Origin of the sequence: Halomicrobium mukohataei DSM 12286 (assembly GCF_000023965.1) — an archaeon.
Lineage (GTDB): Archaea > Halobacteriota > Halobacteria > Halobacteriales > Haloarculaceae > Halomicrobium > Halomicrobium mukohataei.
This window is the reverse complement of record NC_013201.1, coordinates 1-21331: the sequence shown is the minus strand read 5'-3', so window position 1 is coordinate 21331 and position 21331 is coordinate 1. Positions and strand designations below refer to the sequence as shown.

General features: G+C 62.6%; 10 protein-coding genes and 3 rRNA genes. 6 read left to right on the top strand and 7 right to left on the bottom strand.

Translation table 11 applies throughout. The annotated features are described in order from the left end of the window. Positions 1-227: 227 nt before the first annotated feature. Positions 228-971 (bottom strand): helix-turn-helix domain-containing protein, encoded by a 744-nt coding sequence (locus tag HMUK_RS15660; RefSeq protein ID WP_012807411.1) that lies wholly within the window; start codon positions 969-971, stop codon positions 228-230. Between the two features lie 261 nt (positions 972-1232). Here HMUK_RS15660 and sufB point away from each other — a divergent pair, with 261 nt between their 5' ends. From sufB to rrf, 5 genes are all read left to right on the top strand, one after another. After that, positions 1233-2660, top strand: coding sequence for a Fe-S cluster assembly protein SufB (sufB, locus tag HMUK_RS15655; RefSeq protein ID WP_012807410.1), 1428 nt, complete (start codon positions 1233-1235; stop codon positions 2658-2660). A gap of 137 nt (positions 2661-2797) precedes the next feature. Beyond that, positions 2798-3223, top strand: coding sequence for a hypothetical protein (locus HMUK_RS17315; protein WP_049940907.1), 426 nt, complete (start codon positions 2798-2800; stop codon positions 3221-3223). Positions 3224-3827: 604 nt separating this feature from the next. Further along, positions 3828-5299 (top strand): 16S ribosomal RNA (locus HMUK_RS15645). Between the two features lie 371 nt (positions 5300-5670). Further along, positions 5671-8588, top strand: a 23S ribosomal RNA gene (locus tag HMUK_RS15640). 109 nt (positions 8589-8697) lie between these two features. Further along, positions 8698-8819, top strand: a 5S ribosomal RNA gene (gene rrf, locus HMUK_RS15635). Together the 16S, 23S and 5S rRNA genes form the textbook arrangement of a ribosomal RNA operon. A gap of 288 nt (positions 8820-9107) precedes the next feature. Here the strand turns inward: rrf and HMUK_RS17720 are convergent. Continuing rightward, positions 9108-9281, bottom strand: a complete 174-nt coding sequence (locus tag HMUK_RS17720) for a hypothetical protein (RefSeq protein WP_012807408.1) — start codon at positions 9279-9281, stop codon at positions 9108-9110. A 645-nt stretch (positions 9282-9926) separates the two neighbouring features. Beyond that, positions 9927-13322, bottom strand: a complete 3396-nt coding sequence (locus tag HMUK_RS15630; RefSeq protein ID WP_012807407.1) for a CBM96 family carbohydrate-binding protein — start codon at positions 13320-13322, stop codon at positions 9927-9929. A 227-nt stretch (positions 13323-13549) separates the two neighbouring features. On the opposite strand from HMUK_RS15630, the gene HMUK_RS15625 reads away from it, so the two are divergent. Further along, positions 13550-16651: a glycoside hydrolase family 2 TIM barrel-domain containing protein gene (locus tag HMUK_RS15625; RefSeq protein ID WP_012807406.1), complete on the top strand. Its 3102-nt coding sequence runs from the start codon at positions 13550-13552 to the stop codon at positions 16649-16651. Positions 16652-16939: 288 nt separating this feature from the next. On the opposite strand, the gene HMUK_RS15620 is transcribed toward HMUK_RS15625, so the two are convergent. Genes HMUK_RS15620 through HMUK_RS15605 form a run of 4 tightly spaced genes read right to left on the bottom strand, consistent with a single transcriptional unit; the run spans position 16940 to position 21273 of the window. Further along, positions 16940-18061, bottom strand: coding sequence for an ABC transporter ATP-binding protein (locus HMUK_RS15620; protein WP_012807405.1), 1122 nt, complete (start codon positions 18059-18061; stop codon positions 16940-16942). Positions 18062-18067: 6 nt separating this feature from the next. Beyond that, positions 18068-18919, bottom strand: coding sequence for a carbohydrate ABC transporter permease (locus HMUK_RS15615; RefSeq protein ID WP_012807404.1), 852 nt, complete (start codon positions 18917-18919; stop codon positions 18068-18070). A 1-nt stretch (position 18920) separates the two neighbouring features. Continuing rightward, positions 18921-19898, bottom strand: coding sequence for a carbohydrate ABC transporter permease (locus HMUK_RS15610; RefSeq protein WP_012807403.1), 978 nt, complete (start codon positions 19896-19898; stop codon positions 18921-18923). 1 nt (position 19899) lies between these two features. Further along, positions 19900-21273 (bottom strand): ABC transporter substrate-binding protein, encoded by a 1374-nt coding sequence (locus HMUK_RS15605; protein WP_012807402.1) that lies wholly within the window; start codon positions 21271-21273, stop codon positions 19900-19902. Between the last annotated feature and the right edge of the window lie 58 nt (positions 21274-21331).

Here is a 21331-nt window from a genome sequence, read left to right as displayed (position 1 = left end):
CCGTCTGCTTCTGGTGCTCTCCTCTCGGCGTGCCGTCCGTCGTCACAGGCCGACAGCCTGCAATCACATACTGCGAGCTGTCGGCGTTTCTCGACGGCCGTCACACGAAGGTGTCGTCCATCGTCACAGGCCGACAGCCTGCAATCACATACTGCGGGCTGTCGGCGTTTCTCGACGGCCGTCACACGAAGGTGTCGTCCATCGTCACAGGCCGACAGCCCGCAGTATCAGTAGTCGCTCGCCAGTTCACCCATCAACTGCTCGTCGGCCACGTACTGCTTTGCCAGTCGCTCTTCGGCCCGTCGCAGCCGGTAGGTGAGCGTCGACCGCGGCACGTCCAGGTGAGAGGCGAGTTCGCCCACGTCGACCTCTCGGGGCGATTCGTAGTAGCCGTGTTCGACGGCGGCCCGGAGCGCGGCCTCCTGTTCGGCCGAGAGCGAACCCGATCCGCTCGTTTCGCTCTCCGCTGGCGTCTCTGCCGTCCGGAGCATCTCCGTCCGAGCGCAGTCCCCGACCGCCGCTTCGAGTGCGTCGAAGAAGGTGGCGACGTCACCCGCTCCCGAGTGTATGATCCGCCACGTGTAGTGGCGACTCTCGTGGCGCGTCTCGAAGAGGACACCGTTACCGAGGTGGTCGCGCGCGATGTGGGGCACGGAGTCACAGTCCGGCGTCCGCTCCCAGTTCGAGTAGAGCACGAGCGTGTCGTCGTCGTGATCGAGCACCTGCGTCGTCTGGGTCGCGCCACAGTGGTCGGTCGCCAGACAGTCCGCGTAGTAGTCCGCGTCCAGAACGGCATTTTCGAGGGCGCTCAGCGCCTCTGGCGATCCGGTGGCGTGGTCGACCCGCCAGAGCCGATCCGCGGTCGCGTGCAACGAGAGCGACCGAACCCGGGCCTCGGGGTGGTCGGCGAGCGTATCGGCCACCCTGTTGCAGCCGGGTTCGTACTCCAGGGCGAAGACGAGTTCGCGCATACCCTCGCTACGGGTCCCCGTGACTTGACGGCTTCTCTGTGGCACCCCCTCTCGGCGACGCGTCCGGAGACCGGCGACTCGCCGATGCCGAACCGCTTCGGCACAGGTGTCTTTCCCTCACTTCGGGAACTAGCACGGGATGACCGTAGCGATCGACCTGCGAGATCGGCCGCTCGACCGATCCCGTCGACGCCGTTCGAACCGTGTGGAACCACGAGTGACCTCTCGAACGAACGCCCGCTCTCGGTGGCCCTGACAGCCATGACTGAACACGACCGACTGGAACGGACCGGACCGGGGACCGACTTCGACTTCAAGAACGACGTGCTGGCCGAGTTCAAATCCCAGACCGGCCTGACCGAGCAGACCGTTCGCCTCATCTCGGCGGAGAAAGACGAGCCCGAGTGGATGCTCCAGCGGCGGCTGGACGCTCTCGAACGGTACCGACAACTGCCGATGCCCGAGGGGTGGCCCGGCCAGCCCGACCTCTCGGAGATCGACGTCGACGGGATCGTCCCGTACCTGCGGCCCGATCTGGAGACCGACGACAGCGTCGACTCGTGGGAAGAGCTCCCCGACGACATCGCGGCCACGTTCGACAGGCTCGGTATCCCGGAGGCCGAGAAGCAGGCGCTCTCGGGTGCCGGTGCGCAGTACGAATCCGAAGTCGTCTACCAGAACATGCAAGACCACCTCGAAGAGCAGGGCGTGATCTTCTGTGATATGGACACGGCGGTCCAGGAACACCCCGAACTGGTCCGCGAACACTTCATGACGACGTGTGTCCCACCGTCGGACAACAAATTCGCGGCGCTCCACGGTGCCGTCTGGTCGGGTGGCTCGTTCGTCTACGTTCCGGAGGGCGTCACGGTCGAGATGCCCCTCCAGGCGTACTTCCGGATGAACGCCGAAGGGATGGGACAGTTCGAGCACAAGATCGTCATCGCGGAGCCCGACTCCGAACTGCACCTCATCGAGGGCTGCTCGGCACCCCACTACGGCACGCACAACCTCCACAGCGGCTGCGTCGAGGTGTTCGTGGGAGAGGGTGCTCACGTCCAGTACTCGACGGTCCAGAACTGGTCGACGAACACGTACAACCTCAACACCAAGCGCGCCATCGTCGAGGCCGACGGGACGATGGAGTGGGTGTCCGGTTCGATGGGGTCGAAGGCGACGATGCTGTATCCGGCGTCGGTTCTCAAGGGCCCCGGCGCGACGGACAACCACATCACGATCGCGTTCGCGGGCGAGGGACAGAACATCGACACCGGTGCGAAGGTCTATCACAACGCGCCCGACACTCACTCGACCGTCGAGTCGAAGTCTATCAGCAAGGACGGCGGCCGGACGAACTACCGCGGCCTCGTCCACATCGCGGACGGCGCGGAGGACGCGTCGACGAGCGTCGAGTGCGACGCGCTGATGTTCGACAACGAGTCCACGTCGGACACGATGCCGTACATGGAGATCCAGGAGTCGAAAGTCGACGTGGCCCACGAGGCGACCGTCGGCAAGATCGGCGACGAGGACGTGTTCTACCTCCAGAGCCGCGGTCTGGACGACGACGACGCCAAGCAGATGATCGTCGCCGGCTTCATCGAACCGCTCACGGAGGAACTGCCCATCGAATACGCGGTCGAGATGAACCGCCTCATCGAACTCGAGATGGAGGGAAGCCTCGGCTGACCGTCGCCCGCTCACGTCGCCGTTCGAGTGGCAAACTGTTCAGGGCCGCCTGCATTGTGTGGTCCGCGACGACTCCACGTAGGCCGGCCAGGAGACGACAGCCGGCCTGTGACGTGCTCGTGGACTCAAAGCCGTCTTTGAATCTTCCACAGACCAACGTCGTTCCCACTCTTACTGTCCACGTCCACGCGCATGGCCTTCTCCGGCGTCGTCACCGACGTGTCTCGGCCGACGCCGTCGCCTCACGCACGCTCGGGGACGGTTCGGCTGACGAGGGTCCGGAGGATACGACACACGGCGTCACCCTCCGAAACGAATCGGATCGGACGTGGACGGCTCGTCTCCTCGTCGACGGCGACGCTGGTCCCCTGTTTGACGGCGTGTACACCGTCGCCCCGGGCGGACGTGTCCGCCTCACGCTCGCCGAGCGTGGCACCAACTCCGTCTCCTTCGACGTGCTCGAAACCGGTGGGACTGCGACCGAAGCGGTTCCGTCTTCCTCGTTCGACTGCAACGAGTCCTCGACGCGGGCGACGATCGACGCCGAGGCGAACTGTCCGTGAGTACGATGACGACGCTCATGGCCTGTCCCGAACCGACGCCGGACACGACGGCGAACTCCTCGTCGTAGTACGACCTGGCCACGCTACGGGCTATTTTCACTCGTTGGGGCGTCGCAGTGCTGTTCGACTCCCGGACATCGTCTGGTCGATCCTCCTCTCGTTGCCGTGGTTGCCTGTCGTCTCGGAGATGCCCGACGAGCGTCCCCCTACCACGTCAAAATGGCAATTCCGATCCTCACAATCTCCCGTCGCTGTCTTGTGGTTTCATTACCCACGCCGCCACCGAATCGTTGGCCTTTTATAGTCTCCTCTCTCACGATTATATCCGTACGAGGGATGACGGACGCCGGGTCGCTGCCCGCTACGTCACCCCGGCTCTCGGCGACTTCGGTCGTCGACGAGCTAGCGAGCGAGCGTGTCTCTGATCGCCGCCTCGCGGTGGTCGACACTCTCGCGAAGTATGAGGATCCCACCCCTGCGGTCCGCCGTCAAGATGGGATCTGATGTGAGCCCTGACGGACCCAACACGATGTAGCTGGGGAAGGATACCCCAGCGTTTGCTTCCGACGGAGTGACACCTTTCCGCCGCTGACTATGTCAGCACATTCCGGTTGATCCTGCCGGAGGCCATTGCTATCGGAGTCCGATTTAGCCATGCTAGTCGCACGGGCTTAGACCCGTGGCGTATAGCTCAGTAACACGTGGCCAAACTACCCTATAGACCATGATAACCTCGGGAAACTGAGGCTAATCGTGGATATCGCATTCACGCTTGAACTGCCGAATGCGAGAAACGTTCCGGCGCTATAGGATGTGGCTGCGGCCGATTAGGTAGACGGTGGGGTAACGGCCCACCGTGCCAGTAATCGGTACGGGTGGTGACAGCCAGAACCCGGAGACGGTATCTGAGACAAGATACCGGGCCCTACGGGGCGCAGCAGGCGCGAAACCTTTACACTGCACGACAGTGCGATAGGGGGACTCCGAGTGCGAGGGCATATAGCCCTCGCTTTTCTCGACCGTAAGGTGGTCGACGAATAAGGACTGGGCAAGACCGGTGCCAGCCGCCGCGGTAATACCGGCAGTCCGAGTGATGGCCGCTGTTATTGGGCCTAAAGCGTCCGTAGCTTGCCGTGAAAGTCTATCGGGAAATCGACGCGCTCAACGCGTCGGCTTCCGGTGGAAACTGCACGGCTTGGGGCCGGAAGACTCAGCGGGTACGTCTGGGGTAGGAGTGAAATCCTGTAATCCTGGACGGACCACCAATGGCGAAAGCACGCTGAGAAGCCGGACCCGACAGTGAGGGACGAAAGCCAGGGTCTCGAACCGGATTAGATACCCGGGTAGTCCTGGCCGTAAACGATGCTCGTTAGGTCTGCCGTGCACTACGAGTGCACGGTGAGCCGAAGTGAAGACGATAAACGAGCCGCCTGGGAAGTACGTCCGCAAGGATGAAACTTAAAGGAATTGGCGGGGGAGCACCACAACCGGAGGAGCCTGCGGTTTAATTGGACTCAACGCCGGACATCTCACCAGTCCCGACAGTAATAACGACGGTCAGCTTGACGAGCTTACCCGAGTTACTGAGAGGAGGTGCATGGCCGCCGTCAGCTCGTACCGTGAGGCATCCTGTTAAGTCAGGTAACGAGCGAGACCCGCATCCGTAGTTGCCAGCGATACCCCGAGGTAGTCGGGTACACTACGGAGACCGCCGACGCTAAGTCGGAGGAAGGAACGGGCAACGGTAGGTCAGTATGCCCCGAATGGACTGGGCAACACGCGGGCTACAATGGTCGAGACAATGGGTCGCGATACCGAGAGGTAGAGCTAATCTCCCAAACTCGGTCGTAGTTCGGATTGTGGGCTGAAACTCGCCCACATGAAGCTGGATTCGGTAGTAATCGCGTGTCAGAAGCGCGCGGTGAATACGTCCCTGCTCCTTGCACACACCGCCCGTCAAAGCACCCGAGTGAGGTCCGGATGAGGCCATCATGCGATGGTCAAATCTGGGCTTCGCAAGGGGGCTTAAGTCGTAACAAGGTAGCCGTAGAGGAATCTGCGGCTGGATCACCTCCTACTGAACGGGACCAGGCCGACGTGCCTGGCCCACCTGCTGTTACCGTTGGTCGAGCGCGACCAACAATTTGGTCGGAAGACCGTGTTGGGCCGTCAGGGCTCACAAGACCTATCCGAGGCGGATCTCCCTTCGGGGAGGCCGGGTGCAACTCCCGGCGGGTCCGTACCTCGTAGCAGCTCCGAACCGAGCCCCTTAAGTGTGGGACGGCGCTCGGATCTGGTACGAAGACCAGTGCACTACTCCGTGCAAGCGTGGGTAGGAAGGGTCGATGTACAGACCGGGTCGCACCGGCTGTACTGATGACACCGCGTGTACGTGCGATCCAGGCGTCCACTGGACTCGTGCAATTTCATCGAGTCACAACCAAATTTGACGTTGGCTACTGTGCCGCCTGGTGGATAGCTCGGCTCGGAAGCCGATGACGGACGTGCCAAGCTGCGAAAAGCCATGGGGAGCCGCACGGAGGCGAAGAACCATGGATCTCCGAATGGGAATCTCTTTACAATTGCTCCGCGCAATGGGGAACCTCGAGAATTGAAACATCTTAGTATCGAGAGGAACAGAAAGCGCAATGCGATGTCGTTACTAACCGCGAGTGAACGCGACACAGCCCAAACCGAAGCCCTCACGGGCAATGTGGTGTACGGACTACCTTTCATCGGCCGACCATCTTCACGAAGTCTTCTGGAACGAAGCGTGATACAGGGTGACAACCCCGTAGTGAAGGTCAGTACGTCGTGTGGTAACTCCAGAGTAGCGGGGGTTGGAAATCCCTCGTCAAGACGGCAGGCATCGACTGCCAAGGCTAAATACTCTCCGAGACCGATAGTGAACAAGTAGCGTGAGCGAACGCTGAAAAGCACCCTCAGACGGGGGTTGCAATAGGGCTTGAAATCAGGTGGCGATCGAGCGACGGGGCTTACAAGGTCCTGTAACAAACGAGAGCGGCGCGAGCCGTCAGTAGGACTTACGGGAAGCCGAAGTTCCGTCGTGCGTTTTGAAAAACGAGCCAGAGAGTGTGCCTGTTTGGCGAGTCTAACCCGATAATCGGGGAAGGCATAGGGAAACCGACATGGCCGCAGCATTGCGAGGGCCGCCGTCTTCAAGGGCGGGGAGTCAAACGGGCACGACCCGAAACCGGGTGATCTACGCGTGGGCAGGGTGAAGCGTGCCGAAAGGCACGTGGAGGCCCGTTAGGGATGGTGTCCTACAATACCCTCCCGTGACCTACGTGTAGGGGTGAAAGGCCCATCGAACCCGGAAACAGCTGGTTCCAACCAAAACATGTCGAAGCATGACGTCCGCCGAGGTAGTTCGTGGGGTAGAGCGACCGATTGAGGTGCTTCACTTCGAGAGAAGTGAACACTTCTGTCAAACTCCGAACCTACGAACGCCGTCGACGCGGGCAGTCCGGTATGCGGGGTAAGCCTGTGTACCGTAAGGGAGACAACCCAGCGCCGGGTTAAGGTCCCAAAGTGTGGATTAAGTGTGATCGAAAGTGGTCTCAAGCCCTAGACAGCCGGGAGGTGAGCTTAGAAGCAGCTACCCTCTAAGAATAGCGTAACAGCTTACCGGCCGAGGTTTGAGGCGCTGAAAATGATCGGGACTCAAATCCACCACCGAGACCTGGCCGCTCCCGTGAAAGGGAGATCGAGTAGGTTGGCGCTCCGATTGGATGGAAGCAGGGGTGAGAACTCCTGTGGACCGATCGGTGACGACAATTCTGGCCATAGTAGCAGCGATAGTCGGGTGAGAATTCCGACGGCCGAACGAGCAAGGGTTCCTCAGCACTGTTCGTCAACTGAGGGTTAGCCGGTCCTAAGTCCCCCCGTAATTCGAAGGGGACGACATGGGAAGCTGGTTAATATTCCAGCGCTCGTATGCAGTGAAACCGACGCCTCGGGGTCGACCGAGCCGGGCCTTCGCCCGGTCGAACCGTCCAAATCCGTGGAAGCCGTAATGGCAGGAAGCGGACGAACGGCGGGATAGTGAAAATCGGTTCAACCTGGGGCCCGTGAAAAGGGAGCATACGATCCGTACCGAGATCCGACACAGGTGCTCGTGGCGGCGAAAGCCAAGGCCTGTCGGGAACAACCGACGTTAGGGAATTCGGCAAGTTAGTCCCGTACCTTCGGAATAAGGGATGCCTGCTCCTGACAGGAGCAGGTCGCAGTGACTCGGACGCTCCGACTGTCTAGTAACAACATAGGTGACCGCAAATCCGCAAGGACTCGTACGGTCACTGAATCCTGCCCAGTGCGGGTATCTGAACACCTAGTACAATAGGACGAAGGACCCGTCAACGGCGGGGGTAACTATGACCCTCTTAAGGTAGCGTAGTACCTTGCCGCTTCAGTAGCGGCTTGCATGAATGGATTAACGAGAGCGTCACTGTCCCAACGTTGGGCCCGGTGAACTGTACGTTCCAGTGCGGAGTCTGGAGACCCCCAAGGGGAAGCGAAGACCCTATGGAGCTTTACTGCAGGCTGTTGCTGGGACATGGTCGCTACTGTGCAGGGTAGGTAGGAGCCGTTACACAGGTACCCGCGCTAGCGGGCCACCGAGGCACTCATGAAACACTACCCGGTAGTGACTGTGACCCTCACTCCTGGCGGAGGACACCAATAGCCGGGCAGTTTGACTGGGGCGGTACGCGCTCGAAAGAATATCGAGCGCGCCCTAAGGCCATCTCAGCCGTGACAGAGACGCGGCGAAGAGCGCAAGAGCAAAAGATGGCTTGACAGTGTCACTACCAACACGGTGACGCTGACGCGAAAGCGTGGTCTAGCGAACGGATGCGCCTGCTTGATGCGGGCCGATCTACGACAGAAAAGCTACCCTAGGGATAACAGAGTCGTCACCGGCAAGAGCACATATCGACCCGGTGGCTTGCTACCTCGATGTCGGTTCCCTCCATCCTGCCCGTGCAGCAGCGGGCAAGGGTGAGGTTGTTCGCCTATTAAAGGAGGTCGTGAGCTGGGTTTAGACCGTCGTGAGACAGGTCGGCTGCTATCTATTGGGGGTGTAACGGAATCTGACGGGAACGATCGTATAGTACGAGAGGAACTCCGATTGGTGACCACTGGTGTACCGGTTGTCTGAGAAGGCACGTGCCGGGCAGCCACGTCATACGGGGTAAGAGCTGAATGCATCTAAGCTCGAAACCCACCTGGAAAAGAGATTCCACCGAGGTCACTCGTAGAAGACGAGATAGATAGACTCGGGGTGTACGCGTCGAGGCAACGAGACGTTGAGCCCGCGAGCACTAATCGACCGAAGCCACACACTCATTGCACTGTGACTCATTGCGTTGCACGAGTCCAGGCGTTCACTGGATCGCACGTAGACGCGGAGACCGAGACAGGTATCCTCGTGGTTCGATTCCACGACTCGGCGTAAAGGCGGCCATAGCGGCAGGGAAACACCCGTACCCATCCCGAACACGGACGTTAAGCCTGCCAGCGTTGCGGTGAGTACTGGGGTGTGCGAACCCCTGGGAAAGCCGGTTCGCCGCCTGCCATTCATACTACAGAGCCCGCAGCCATCGTGGCTGTGGGCTTTTTTCATGTCGATCGACAGCGGCAGTGCTCGCTTCGAGCGACATCGTTCCGTTCGGTAACTGTCGGTGTAGCTGTGTGTGGACCACGTCGGTATCACTTCGGTCAGGTCGGTGATCGCGACGAGGACTACCGGGCGCGACGGCGCTTCGACGCGTGCAAAAAGTGGGTCGCTGGTCGTGCGTGTCGTCTCCGATCGCTTCGATTCGCACACCTGTGAGTCCGTCGCGGGTCGCTGCGTAGATGTGGCCTACGAGCTCAGGCCTCCGGTGAGGGTCCAGAACAGACTCTCGATGGACTTGCCGAGGAAGTATCCGACGATGACCCACAGCACGCCGCTTTCGACGCCGTACAGTCCGAACCCGACAGCACCGCACAGTAGCGCGCACGCGATCTCCGGCCGGTCGATCACCGATTGCTTCATGCGGATCGCTGTTGCCCGACGACCGTGAGCATTTTGCCGAACTGATTCGCCAGTGGCGACACCGACCGTCGCTGGGAGCTATGTGTGGCCATTTGAAAGTCCGAACAGCAGATATGGCCTCGAGTGAGACAAATATGTTAGCATATTCTCGATAGAGAGAACAAAAATTACGATATGTATCTGAAAGCTCGCAGGAGAGCACTTATCACTGAAATACAGGGCTAGTATGGCAGCTATCTTTGGTGACTGGTGAAAAGCTCTCTAGGTTCGTCGTATGTGTGGCTGACTCGGAGAGTCTGCTTCTGGTCGCCGAGCCATGGTCGTTCTACCAGCGATCGGACGGGGTACCGGATAACCCGATTGCATTACAGAACTAATGCTGTAATGAAATTCGCTGGTCCGATATACAACTACATTCGACAATAGGGGATTCTATACATTATAGGCAAACATTGATCGTCATGAGACATTCACTCGCAGTTTTCTGGCACAGGCCTTGTTCTCGCAGCGAACTGTTCAGCCATGCTGGACTGTCGTCGTCAAAACTGAACTCGTACTGTCTATCCCGGCGGCTGTCGTCGGTCTGGTCACGCCGTGGGCGGCTAGGACGGTCCCCGACTGTGGATGAAGGAGTTCGCCGTCCGGCTACGAGGTCTGCACCCGAAGCGTCGGCACCTTCTCGTCGGCGTCCCGGCTGTTGAAGTCGGTGTACAGGCCGCTCTGTGGCTGCTGGACGGCCAGACTGACGACGCCATCGCTGCTGGCCTCCGATCGGACGAACTCGGTCACGTCGACGGTCCACCACTGTGGCGTCCGGGTGACGATCACGGAACCGAGTGCCGAGCCCACCTCGGGCTTCGTGTCCCATGTAACTCCGTCCTCCGTCCAGCTGTCGTCGTCGACGGCGTTGATCGCACAGTCGACGGCATCTCCGCCGCTGTCGTCGGTGACCGCGCCGTAGAGGTAGAGAACGGCCTCGTCGACCGAACCCGACAGCGCGCTCAGGTCGAAGGTGAGGTACCCCTGGCGACTGTAGCCGGTCGACGCGTTCTTGACGACCAGCGAGGACCACGACCCGTAGTTGTCACCGGAGTACGACCCGTTCCGGACGAAGGTGTCTGCTGTCGGGGTGAGTGCCGTCGTGTCGGGGCGACTGGTCGTGACGCGCAGTGACGGCGGGTTCTCGTCTGCTTCTCGGCTATCGAAGCTGGCGTAGCGCTCGTCGTTCGGTTGCCGAAGCGCGACGCTGGCGGTTCCGTCACCGCTGGCGGCTGTCTGTACGAACTCCGTCACGTCTTCGCGCCACCAGCGGCGTTCCCGTGTGACGGTCAGAGAGCCCAGCGACGAGCCCAGATCGGGTTTCGTATCCCAGGTGAGTCCGTCCTCCGTCCAGCTGTCGTCGTCGACGGCGGCGACTGTACAGTCGACGGACGCTCCGCCGTTGTCGTCGGTGACCGCGCCGTACACGTCGAGCATGGCCTCTTGAACCTCGCCCGCGACCGACGCCAGGTCGAACGCGAGATACGACTCTCTGCTGTAGCCCGTCGGACCGCCTTTGACGACCAACGAGGACCACGACCCGTAGTTGTCGCCAGCGTACGAGCCGTCGCGAACGAACGTGTCTGCACGCGGTGAGAGCTCTGTGACGGGGGCGTCGAAGGTCGCCGAGTGGGTCGTACCGCGAGTTCCGCCGACGGCGACCTCTATCGTGACGCGTGGTTGGAACTGCGTGACACCGACCGCCGAGTCAGTACCGACGATCCCGTCCGTGTAGTGATCGTACTCGACAGTGACCGTCTCCTGTGTTCGGGAGGGGTCGGCGACGCCGACCACGAGTTCGTCGTTTCGGTGTCTGACGACGACGGCTGCCGGGCCGCTCACCGAGAGCGTTCGCTCGGTGCCGGGGACCGTGATCGAACCGCTACTCCAGAAGTTGGCGGCCGTCAACCCCAGACGGGGCACCGTGACGGCCTGGACCGTGGCGTCGTTGGCGACGATCTCGAAGCCGGGCTCCTGACTCCGCTGTCGCGTCTCGGACGCGGTGTGGCCCGGGAGCAGTGCGTACGCGTACGTCTCGGCGCTGGGATCGACACCGTGGTCGAGCCAGAGGGTCTGGTACTCGCGGGTCAGCGCCTCGCTCGGTCCGCCCGCGTTGATCTCCTGCCAGGAACCGGTGCGTTCCTCGCGTTTGGCTTCGAGGGTCGGTTGGTTCGGGAACAGGTAGCCACCGACGCCGTCGAGGTGCGCCCAGGACACGTCGGTGAGCGTCTCGGACCAGTCCGGTGTCGTGGACTTCTCGGTTTCGTCGACGGTGAGCGTCTCGCTTCCGTCCGTGTGGAGATTCCGGTTCTCGACGGTGGTCTCGATCGGGCGACCGTCGGAGCTGGTGATGTCGGCTCCGAGTGCGACGACGGTGTCGTCGAGGAGTAGCCAGGACTTCTTGCCGGTGAGCGATGCGCCCTCGGCGTCGAACTCCATTCCGGCGATCCCGAACTCGTCGACCGACGCGCCGCCGACCCACTGTGTCGACGGTCGTGGGTGGTGAGTGCCGTCGAGGGCGGACCGATCGCGGGTGTCGACGGTCGTTCCGGGGAGCCGGTAGGGGTCGACGGTGGGCCAGTAGCCGTCGGTGTAGTGGCCGAGGTCGTCGTTGTACAGCTGGGTCATCCCGGCACCGGTGTACCAGCCACGGAGGTTCTCCTCGTTGATCGCCTCGTAGCGAGCGATCCGCTCCGAGCACATGCTGATCGTGTAGGCCCACTCCGAGCGGTTGTGTACGACCCGGTCCATGTTGTGGAACACGTCGTGTCGGACCGGTTCGTCGGCGGCACTGATCGTCGAATCGTCGAGGACCGCCGTCGCGTTCGCGATGTCGGGCACGTCTGCATCGCTCAGGAAACTGTCCCACGTGTCGTTCTCGATCCAGCCCTTGGCGAGCGACCGGAACTCGCTGGCGTAGGGTTCCGGTGCGGTATTCGCCAGCCGAAGGACGGTCGCGGTGATGCCGTGGCCGCGTACGTGGTCGGTCTGGTCTGCTCGCGAGATCGACCGGCCGCTGACCGCGTCCATCATCAGCCCTCTGTACATGAACGGGGCGACCGCGTCACCGACGGCGTCGTAGATCACGTCGTGGTCGACGGCCGTGATCTCCCAAGTCGTCCCGTCCAGAACCGTGAACAGTTCACCGAGCCCTTCGAGCAAGATTGCACCGTACGACCCGATGTAGGGTATCTCCTCGTGATAGACGTAAGATCCGTCGCGGTAGAGTCCGTTGCCGCCGCCGCTGGTGTTGTACTGGAAGATATCGCTCTCTTCGATGCAGTCTCGGGCGAGAGCGATCGTCGAGTCCGTCCCCGAGATCGCGCCACGGAGCGCGGTGATGATACACATGTCGACGCGGTTGGCACCGCCACTCGTCACGTCGTACTCCGTGTACTCGTAGGGCGTTCCGGTGTGAGCGCCGACGGCGTTCGTGTAGTTTGTCTCCTGTGTCGAGGACAGTTCGTCGCCGACCAGCGCGCAGACGCTGACGAGACGCATCGGCGAGCCGATCTCCCAGTGCCACCAGTTGCCAAACTGAGACTGGTCTTCGTTGTAGACCCGATCGTAGAGGAAGTCGAGTCCGTCGACGACGTCTGTCACGAGCGCGCTATCGTTCTCCAGTGAACTCCCGTTCGTGGCGTAGGCCATGGCCATCTCCTGGAGGCGGCCGTAGCTGTCGGTGATGTTGCTCTCGCTCGCGCTCGCACTGGACGACGCCGGGATCGGGAGGTCGGACCAGAGCCGATCACGGTCGGCGCTGGTGTCCATCGTCTCCCAGTGGTCCTGTGCCGTCTGGTCCAGCTCGGCCAGCGGATCCTGATACTCGGACTGTGTCTCGTCGAAGTCGCCACCGGTGAGCAACTGTGCCCACCGCTGTCTGAGCGTCTCGTACTCGCTCGCGCCGGTCACTGTCTCGGTCGTACCAGACAGCGAAACACCGGCCAGCGACAGTCCCAGACTGGACTTGAGCACCGAGCGGCGTGACCAGCCGTCAGACATCTGTCTCCCGTTCGTCGAGTGCTGTTTCCCCACCACTACTGTCTACTGCGAACAGTTGCCACATCCTTCGCATACGCCTGTTATTGAAGATCGTTATATTAAAACTTCTGCCAAGCAACAACGGGCTGTCACTCCTCACACCTCACACGCCGTGTCTTCGGTGTAGACCGCGCTGCAGTCCGATTTCCAAAAGAATGAATAGCTGACCGAAACAGTGGACAGACAGCATGCCCGACTGGACAGATCCGCGAGTAGTCGGTCGTAACAGGCTCGCACCACACACTGACGTGTTCCCGTTCTCGGACGAGCAATCTGCACGCCGGGACAGCGTGACTGCCTCGCCGTGGGTTCGGCGATTGAACGGCGAGTGGCAGTTTCACCTCGCCGAGACCCCTGCGGACGCGCCAGCGATCCCGGGCGCGACGGACGACGTCGACTGGGACCGAATCGAGGTCCCGCTGAACTGGCAACTCGACGGCCACGGACACCCACACTACACGAACGTCGTCTACCCGTTCCCGGTCGATCCGCCCCACGTTCCGACCGAGAACCCGACGGGGACGTACCGGCGCTCCGTCCACGTCGACGAGGACTGGGACGGTCGACAGATCCGCCTGCGCTTCGAGGGGGTCGACTCCGCCTTCCACCTCTGGGTCAACGGCGAGCGCGTCGGCTACAGCGAAGGCGCGCGTCTCCCCGCGGAGTTCGACGTGAGCGACTACGTCGAGCCGGGGGAGAACACGGTCACTGCACGGGTCTACAAGTGGTCTAACGGGAGCTACCTCGAAGATCAGGACATGTGGTGGCTCAGCGGCATCTTCCGTGACGTCACCCTGTACGCCGTGCCGGAGACTCACGTCGCGGACGTCGACGTCCGTACCGAACTGGACGACGACTACGTCGACGCCCGGTTCTCCGCGGCGGTCGACATCGAATCGGTAGCCGGTGGCGACGCGACGGGCCGTCTCCGCGCCTCTCTGGTCGACGAAGCGGGCGACACTGCCGCCACCTTCGCGGAGTCGTACGCGCTGACCGACGGTGAGACGACGCTCTCGCTGTCGACGACCGTCGAGGACCCGGACAAGTGGACCGCAGAGACGCCGGACCGGTACACGCTCCTGGTGACGCTACTGGACGACGGAACGCCCGTCGAGACCGTTCGCGAGACGGTCGGCTTTCGCGAGGTCGAGATCGACGGCGGCCAGTTCCTGGTCAACGGCGAAGCCGTGACGATCCGCGGCGTGAACCGCCACGACTTCGATCCCGACCGGGGGCGGGCCGTCACCGTCGACCAGATGCGCGCGGACATCGAGCTGATGAAACGGCACAACGTCAACGCCGTCCGGACCGCTCACTACCCCAACGACACGCGGTTCTACGACCTCTGTGACGAGTACGGGCTCTACGTCATGGACGAGACCGACATCGAGTGTCACGGGATGGAACGCATCGACGCCGTCCAGCATCTCAGTGACGACCCCGCGTGGGAAGACACCTACGTCGATCGGATGGTCCGGATGCTCGAACGAGACAAGAACCACCCGAGCGTCGTGATCTGGTCGCTGGGCAACGAGTCCGCAGTCGGGGCCCACCACGAGACGATGTACGAGCTGACACGCGAGCGCGATCCGACGCGGCCGGTCCACTACGAGCAGGACCACGACCAGCGGGTCAGCGACATCGTCGGGCCCATGTACACCCCGCCCGAGGACATCGAGGCCCTGGCAGTCGACGATCCGGACCACCCCGTGATCCTCTGTGAGTACGCCCACGCCATGGGGAACGGTCCGGGCGGGTTCGAGGAGTACTGGGACGTATTCGACGGCCACGAGCGACTGCAGGGCGGGTTCGTCTGGGACTGGATCGACCAGGGCATCCGCCAGACGACCGAGGACGGAGCGGAGTGGTTCGCCTACGGCGGCGACTTCGGCGACGAGCCCAACACGGGGAACTTCAACATCAACGGTCTCGTCTTTCCCGATCGAACGCCCTCGCCGGGCCTCACCGAGTTCAAGAACGTCGTCGAGCCGGTCACGTTCGAGCCCGCAGCCCTCGAACGGGGCGAACTCGTCGTCGAGAACCGCTACGACTTCCGCGGGCTAGATCACCTCCGCGCCCGGTGGCGCGTCGAGGCCGACGGCCGGGTCGTCCAGAGTGGCACGCTCGACCTCCCAGCCGTCGCACCCGGCGACAGCGAACCCGTCACGGTGCCGTTCGAGGATGCTGGCCGGGGCGAGCGGTTCCTCGTCGTCGAGGTCTCGCTGGCCAGTGACACGTCGTGGGCACCGGCCGGCCACACGGTCGCAACGAGCCAGCACGAACTCCCGACGAGCGAGGCACCGACGGTGCCGGCCGCGACGCTTCCCGCACCGCTGTCCTGTGAACGCAGCGACGACGAGATCGTCGTCTCGAACGCGGAGTTCGAGCTCCGGTTCGACGCCCGATACGGCGTCGTCGACTCGCTGTCCTACCGCGGTCGGTCGGTCGTCACCGAGGGTCCCGAGGTCGGACTCTGGCGTGCCCCGACGGACAACGACAGAGGGTTGCCGCTGGTCCCGACTTTCTTCACGCGCTTCCTCGAACTACACGAAAACGAGGAACCGATCGCCGACTGGGACGCCCGGACGGTCGGCTTCGCACAGATCTGGCGCGAGCACGGTCTCGACAGCTTGCAGTCCCGCGTCGACGCCGTCGACACCGAGGTCGGGGAGGAGACGGTCACGATCACCGTCGACGGTCGCCTCGCGCCGCCGATGTTCGCCCACGGGTTCGCGACGACGCAGACGTACACGATCCACCCCACCGGAGCCGTCGAGATCGAGACGGATCTCGACCCTGAGGGCGACCTCTCGATGCTCCCGTCGCTGCCACGGATCGGACTCGACCTGACGCTCGACGGGGACTTCGACCACGTCACGTGGTACGGCCGCGGCCCGGGCGAGTCCTACGCCGACAGCGAGCAGGCGTCCCCCGTCGGTCGGTACGAGGCCGACGTTGCCGACCTCCACACGCCCTACGTCAGGCCCCAGGCGAACGGCACTCGCAGCGACACCCGCTGGGTGGCCGTTACCGACCGCAACGGTACCGGGCTCCTCGCGACCGGGGACTCGCTGCTCGACGTGACCGCACACCACTACTCGACCGAGCAGCTGGAGGCCGCCGATCACGAACACGAACTGTCCCGCGAGGACGACGTGTTCCTCTCGCTGGACCACGCACACTCCGGACTCGGGTCGGGCAGCTGTGGGCCCGAGACGTTCGAGTCCGACCGCGTCCAGCCCGAGCGGACCTCGTTCACGGTCACGCTCCACCCGTACGTCGACGACTGATACGGTTTATTGTAGTTGCTTACCGGTGATCGTCGCCACGGAGTAGACAATCACCGGTAAATCGCTACAATAATCCGTATGAGGCCGCCAGTTGTCACTCTTTGATGGATCTCGTGACCGCAGGGGTCGCGACTTCGCAGCGGTCGCCAGCGGTGTGGGCGACACACGCGCTCTTTTACCGGGCTTCGATCGCTGGCTACGCGTCACAGCACTCGCTGGTGCTTGGCAGTCGTCGATCGATCCGGGCGCGAACCGTCGACTTCGAAGGAGAATGCGAGCGGCGACGAGTTAGAACTGCGCCGCCTGCGGTTCGATCTCGTCGGTCTTGGTCTTGATCGCCGCACCGGTTTCGCTGTCGAAGAGGTACATCGCCGATTCGGCGAAGGAGATGCCGACCCGCTGGTCGGGCTCTGGGCGAACGGTCACCGGGGTCCGGGCGACGACCTCCACGTCGCCGACGGTGCCGTAGATGAAGTTCTCGTTGCCCATCTTCTCGACGACGGTGACGGTCATGTCGTCCCCACCCTCTTCGATCGTCAGGTCTTCCGGTCGGATCCCGAGGCGGACGGTGTCGTCCTCGACGCTGTGGTCTTCGAGTTCGTAGCTGAACCCACTCGGGGCGGTCAGCGTCTGTCCGTCGACGCTCACGTCGAAGAAGTTGATGCTCGGGCTCCCGATGAAGCCGGCGACGAACTCGTTTGCGGGACGCCGGTAGATCTCTTCGGGCGGTGCGACCTGCTGGAGGAGCCCGTCGTTCAGCACGGCGATTCGATCGCCCATCGCCATCGCCTCGGTCTGGTCGTGGGTGACGTACACCGTCGTCACGCCGAGGTCGTTCTGGAGCTCCTGGATCTCGGTGCGCATCTCTGCCCGAAGCTTCGCGTCGAGGTTCGAGAGCGGTTCGTCCATCAGGAAGATGCCCGGTTCGCGCACGATCGAACGCCCGAGCGCGACGCGTTGCTGTTGGCCGCCCGATAGCTCGTCCGGCGTCTTCGAGAGGAGGTCCTCGATCCCCATCATCTCGGCCACGTCGGTGACGCGACTGTCGATCTCCGGCGTCGTCAGCGTCGACGAGAGGCGCAGACCGAAGCTGATGTTCTTCCGGACCGTCATGTGGGGGTACAGCGCGTAGTTCTGGAACACCATCGCCACGTCGCGGTCGCGCGGCCGGAGATCGTTGACGACCGTCTCGCCGAACCGGATCTCTCCGCCGGTCGCGTCTTCGAGGCCGGCGATACATCGCAGCGTCGTCGACTTCCCACAGCCCGACGGACCGACGAAGACGAGGAACTCGCCGTCCTCGATTTCGAGGTCGACGTCCTCGACGGCGACGATCTCGTTGTCGGGGATGTCGTCCATGTCAGTCGCGTCGTAGCTCTTCGTCAATCCATCGAGAGTTATTGCTGTCATCGTGTATCACTCCTTGACTGCTCCGCCGAGTATACCGTTTACGAAGTGGCGCTGGAGCAGGATGAACACCACGAACATCGGGACGATCGCCATCGCGGACGCGACCATCAGCTGGTCGTACGCGATCATGTCGTTGCTCATGATCTTCGAGATCGCCACCGGGATCGTGTACTTCCCTTCGCGCAACACTACGAGGGGCCACAGGAAGAGGTTCCACTGGAAGAGAAACAGGATCACCGCCAGCGCGGCCAGCGACGACTTCATCGACGGGAGCACGACGCGGTAGTACAGTTGGAACTCCGACGCGCCGTCCATCCGTGCGGCTTCGAGCAGCGAGTCCGGGATCGACTGCATCGCCTGTTTCATGAAGAAGATCCCCAGCGGATACGCGGCCCACGGGAGGATCACGGCCCAGTAGCTGTTGGACAGGCCCATGTTCGAGACGAGCAAGAACAGCGGGATCACCAGCAGATTCGTCGGGAGCAACAGCGTTCCCAGAATCCCCATGAACAGCGCCCGCTTGTACTTGAAGTCGTACTTCGCCAGTGCGAACCCGCCCATCGAACAGAACAGCAGCGCCAGGCCCGTGTAGACGACGGCGATCACGAGACTGTTGAGCATGCTCCGGTAGAAGTCGACTTCCGGACGGGCGGCGAGCGCCTCGGCGTTCGCCAGGAAGTTCGTCCCCGGAATCAGCCGTGGCAGTTCGCCCGCACCGCCCGCGAAGATCGCCGACTGCGGCAGCGTCGAGGCGACGACGAGCCAGTAGATGGGAAACATCATCACCATCGTGACGGCGACGAGGAATCCGTAGCCGCCGAACTGCCACAGCGCCTCCTTTTCGAGTTTTTCGTGCATCTTAGGACACCTTGAATTGGATGAGCGACAGGGTCATGATGATCGCCACGAGGGCGACGGTCAGCGCGCTCCCGTAGCCGAGTTCGAGGTTCTGGAACGCCACCTGCCAGATGTAGTAGACGATCGTTCGCGTCTCGTTGATCGGCCCCCCGGAGCTGATGACGATCATCGGCTCGGCGAACTTCTTGAAGACGCCGATCGTCGTCGTCACGAAGACGAACAGCATGATCGGCTTCAGCTGTGGTAGCGTGATGTGGCGGAACTTCTGGATCTTCGTCGCGCCGCCGATCTCTGCGGCCTCGTACAGCGACGGCGAGATCGTCTGCAGTCCGGCGAGGATGATGATCATGTTGTACCCCGTCCAGCGCCACACCGACATGAACGCCACGAGGTTCCGCGCCCAGAAGCCGTCGCTGATCCAGTCGATCGGCGGGATACCGATCGCTCCGAGCGCGATGTCGGCGATCCCGCCTTCCGCCGCGATCACGATGAACACCGCCGAGTACGCGACCGTGTTCGCCGACACCGGGAGCAACAGGAGGCTCCTGAAGATGCCCTTGTACCTGGTGTAGGCGGCGTTCAACACGAGCGCGAGCCCGAGTGCCAGCGCGACCATCAACGGCACCTGCACGACGAAGATGATCGCCGTGTTCAACAGCGACTGGTAGAACACGCTGTCGGTGAGCAGGCGTCGATAGTTGTCCAGACCGACGTACTGGAGGTTGGCCATCTCGGGGATCATGATCTGGTACGCGCCGACGTCGATGGCGAACAGCGCCTCCGTCGAGACGCCCTGGAACGTGAAGAAAGACAGGTAGAAGGTGTAGAACACCGGAATAGCGAGGAACACGCCGAACAGCAGGAAGAACGGACTCAAGAACAACAGCGGCGTTCCAGGCAGCGTCGGGAGTCGGTCTTTCAACTGCTCGCGCTTGAATCGAACCTGATCGAGCAGCGGAACGAGCAGCTGACGGCTCATGTTAGGCGACTTCACGCCCGGTCTCGTTGGCGGACTGGGTGACCCACTCCTCCAGTGCCGACTCGGGATCGAGGTCACCGTAGACGACGTCCTGCAGGAGCGGGTTGAGCAGGTTCATGATCTTCGGCGAGTCGAGCGTGTAGCGGTACGGCGGAATGTCGTCGGCGATGTCGGTCCACAGCGTACCGAGGGCCTGTCCGCCGAAGAACTCGCGGGGGTTCTCGAAGGCCTCGTCGTCCCACGCGGGCATGTACGCGCTGATGTTGCCCTCCTCGGCGAACAGGTTCGCCATCTCCTCGACGTTGGTCGTCGTGTTGACGACGAAGTCGAAGGCCCGGCGTGCCGTGGCCTCGTCGTTCTGGTCCGGGAAGCAGACGCCGGAGCCGCCGATGTTGCTCGCACGGGTGCCGCCCGACTCCAGGGCCGGGATCTTCATCCCCCGCCAGTCGCCCGCCGCCTCGTCCATCGAGGACATCAGGGTCCCGCTGAACCACGCCCCCGAGAGGTAGGCCGTGACGGTCCCCTCGTTGAAGCCGGCGAACCACTGCTGGCTCCAGCTCGCGGTGTCGTCCGTGATGCCGGCGTCGGCCAGTTCCTGGAGCTGGGCCATCGCCTGCACCGCTTTGTCGTTGTCGAACGCGAGCCGCCCTTCCTCGTCGAACTCGACGCCGCCGAGCTGGCGGTACATCATCCGCCAGAACACCGAGAGACCGCTGCCCGGCAGCGACAGCAGCGAAACGTCGTCGGGGAGCTTCTTGCCCTCCTCGATGAACTCGTCGTAGGTCTCGATGTCGTCGCTGAGCCCGTGTTCGTCCCAGATGTCCTTGCGGTAGAACAGCGTCGCCGGTCCGATGTCGTAGGGGACCTCGTACACTGCGTCGCCGTCGCTGACGACCTCCCAGATCCCCGACGTGAAGTCGTCGCGGATGTCGGCCTCGTCGATCCAGTCGGAGACGTCACGCAGCCCGCCGGTCTTGGCGACCTGCTTGAGCGAGGTGTACTCGACCATCGCGGCGTCGGGCGCACCGGTGCCCGAGAGCAGCCGCGTCTGGAGGTTGTCGAGCAGTTCGTCCGGACCCATGTTCGTGTGCTCGACCGTCGCGTCGGTCTCGGACTCGTAGCGCTCGATGTGTGGCCCCCACGTCTTGCTCAGCTCCCAGAAGCTGAACGAGTCGGCCATCGGTACCGGTGTGGCCTCCCCGCCCTCCTCGGTGGAGCCGTCCCCGGACGAACCGGTGGACCCGTCTCCGCTCTCGCCCGAGCCGTCCCCGTCGGAACCGCTTTGGCTGATACAGCCAGCCATACTTGCGACACTGAGCGTGCCGAGCGCCTTCAGTAGCTGTCGCCGATCGCTGCTCGCATTCTGGTCTGTCATTGCGGACGTGGGAATAACTATGACGTTTATACATATAGTTTTCGGATGGCACACCCCG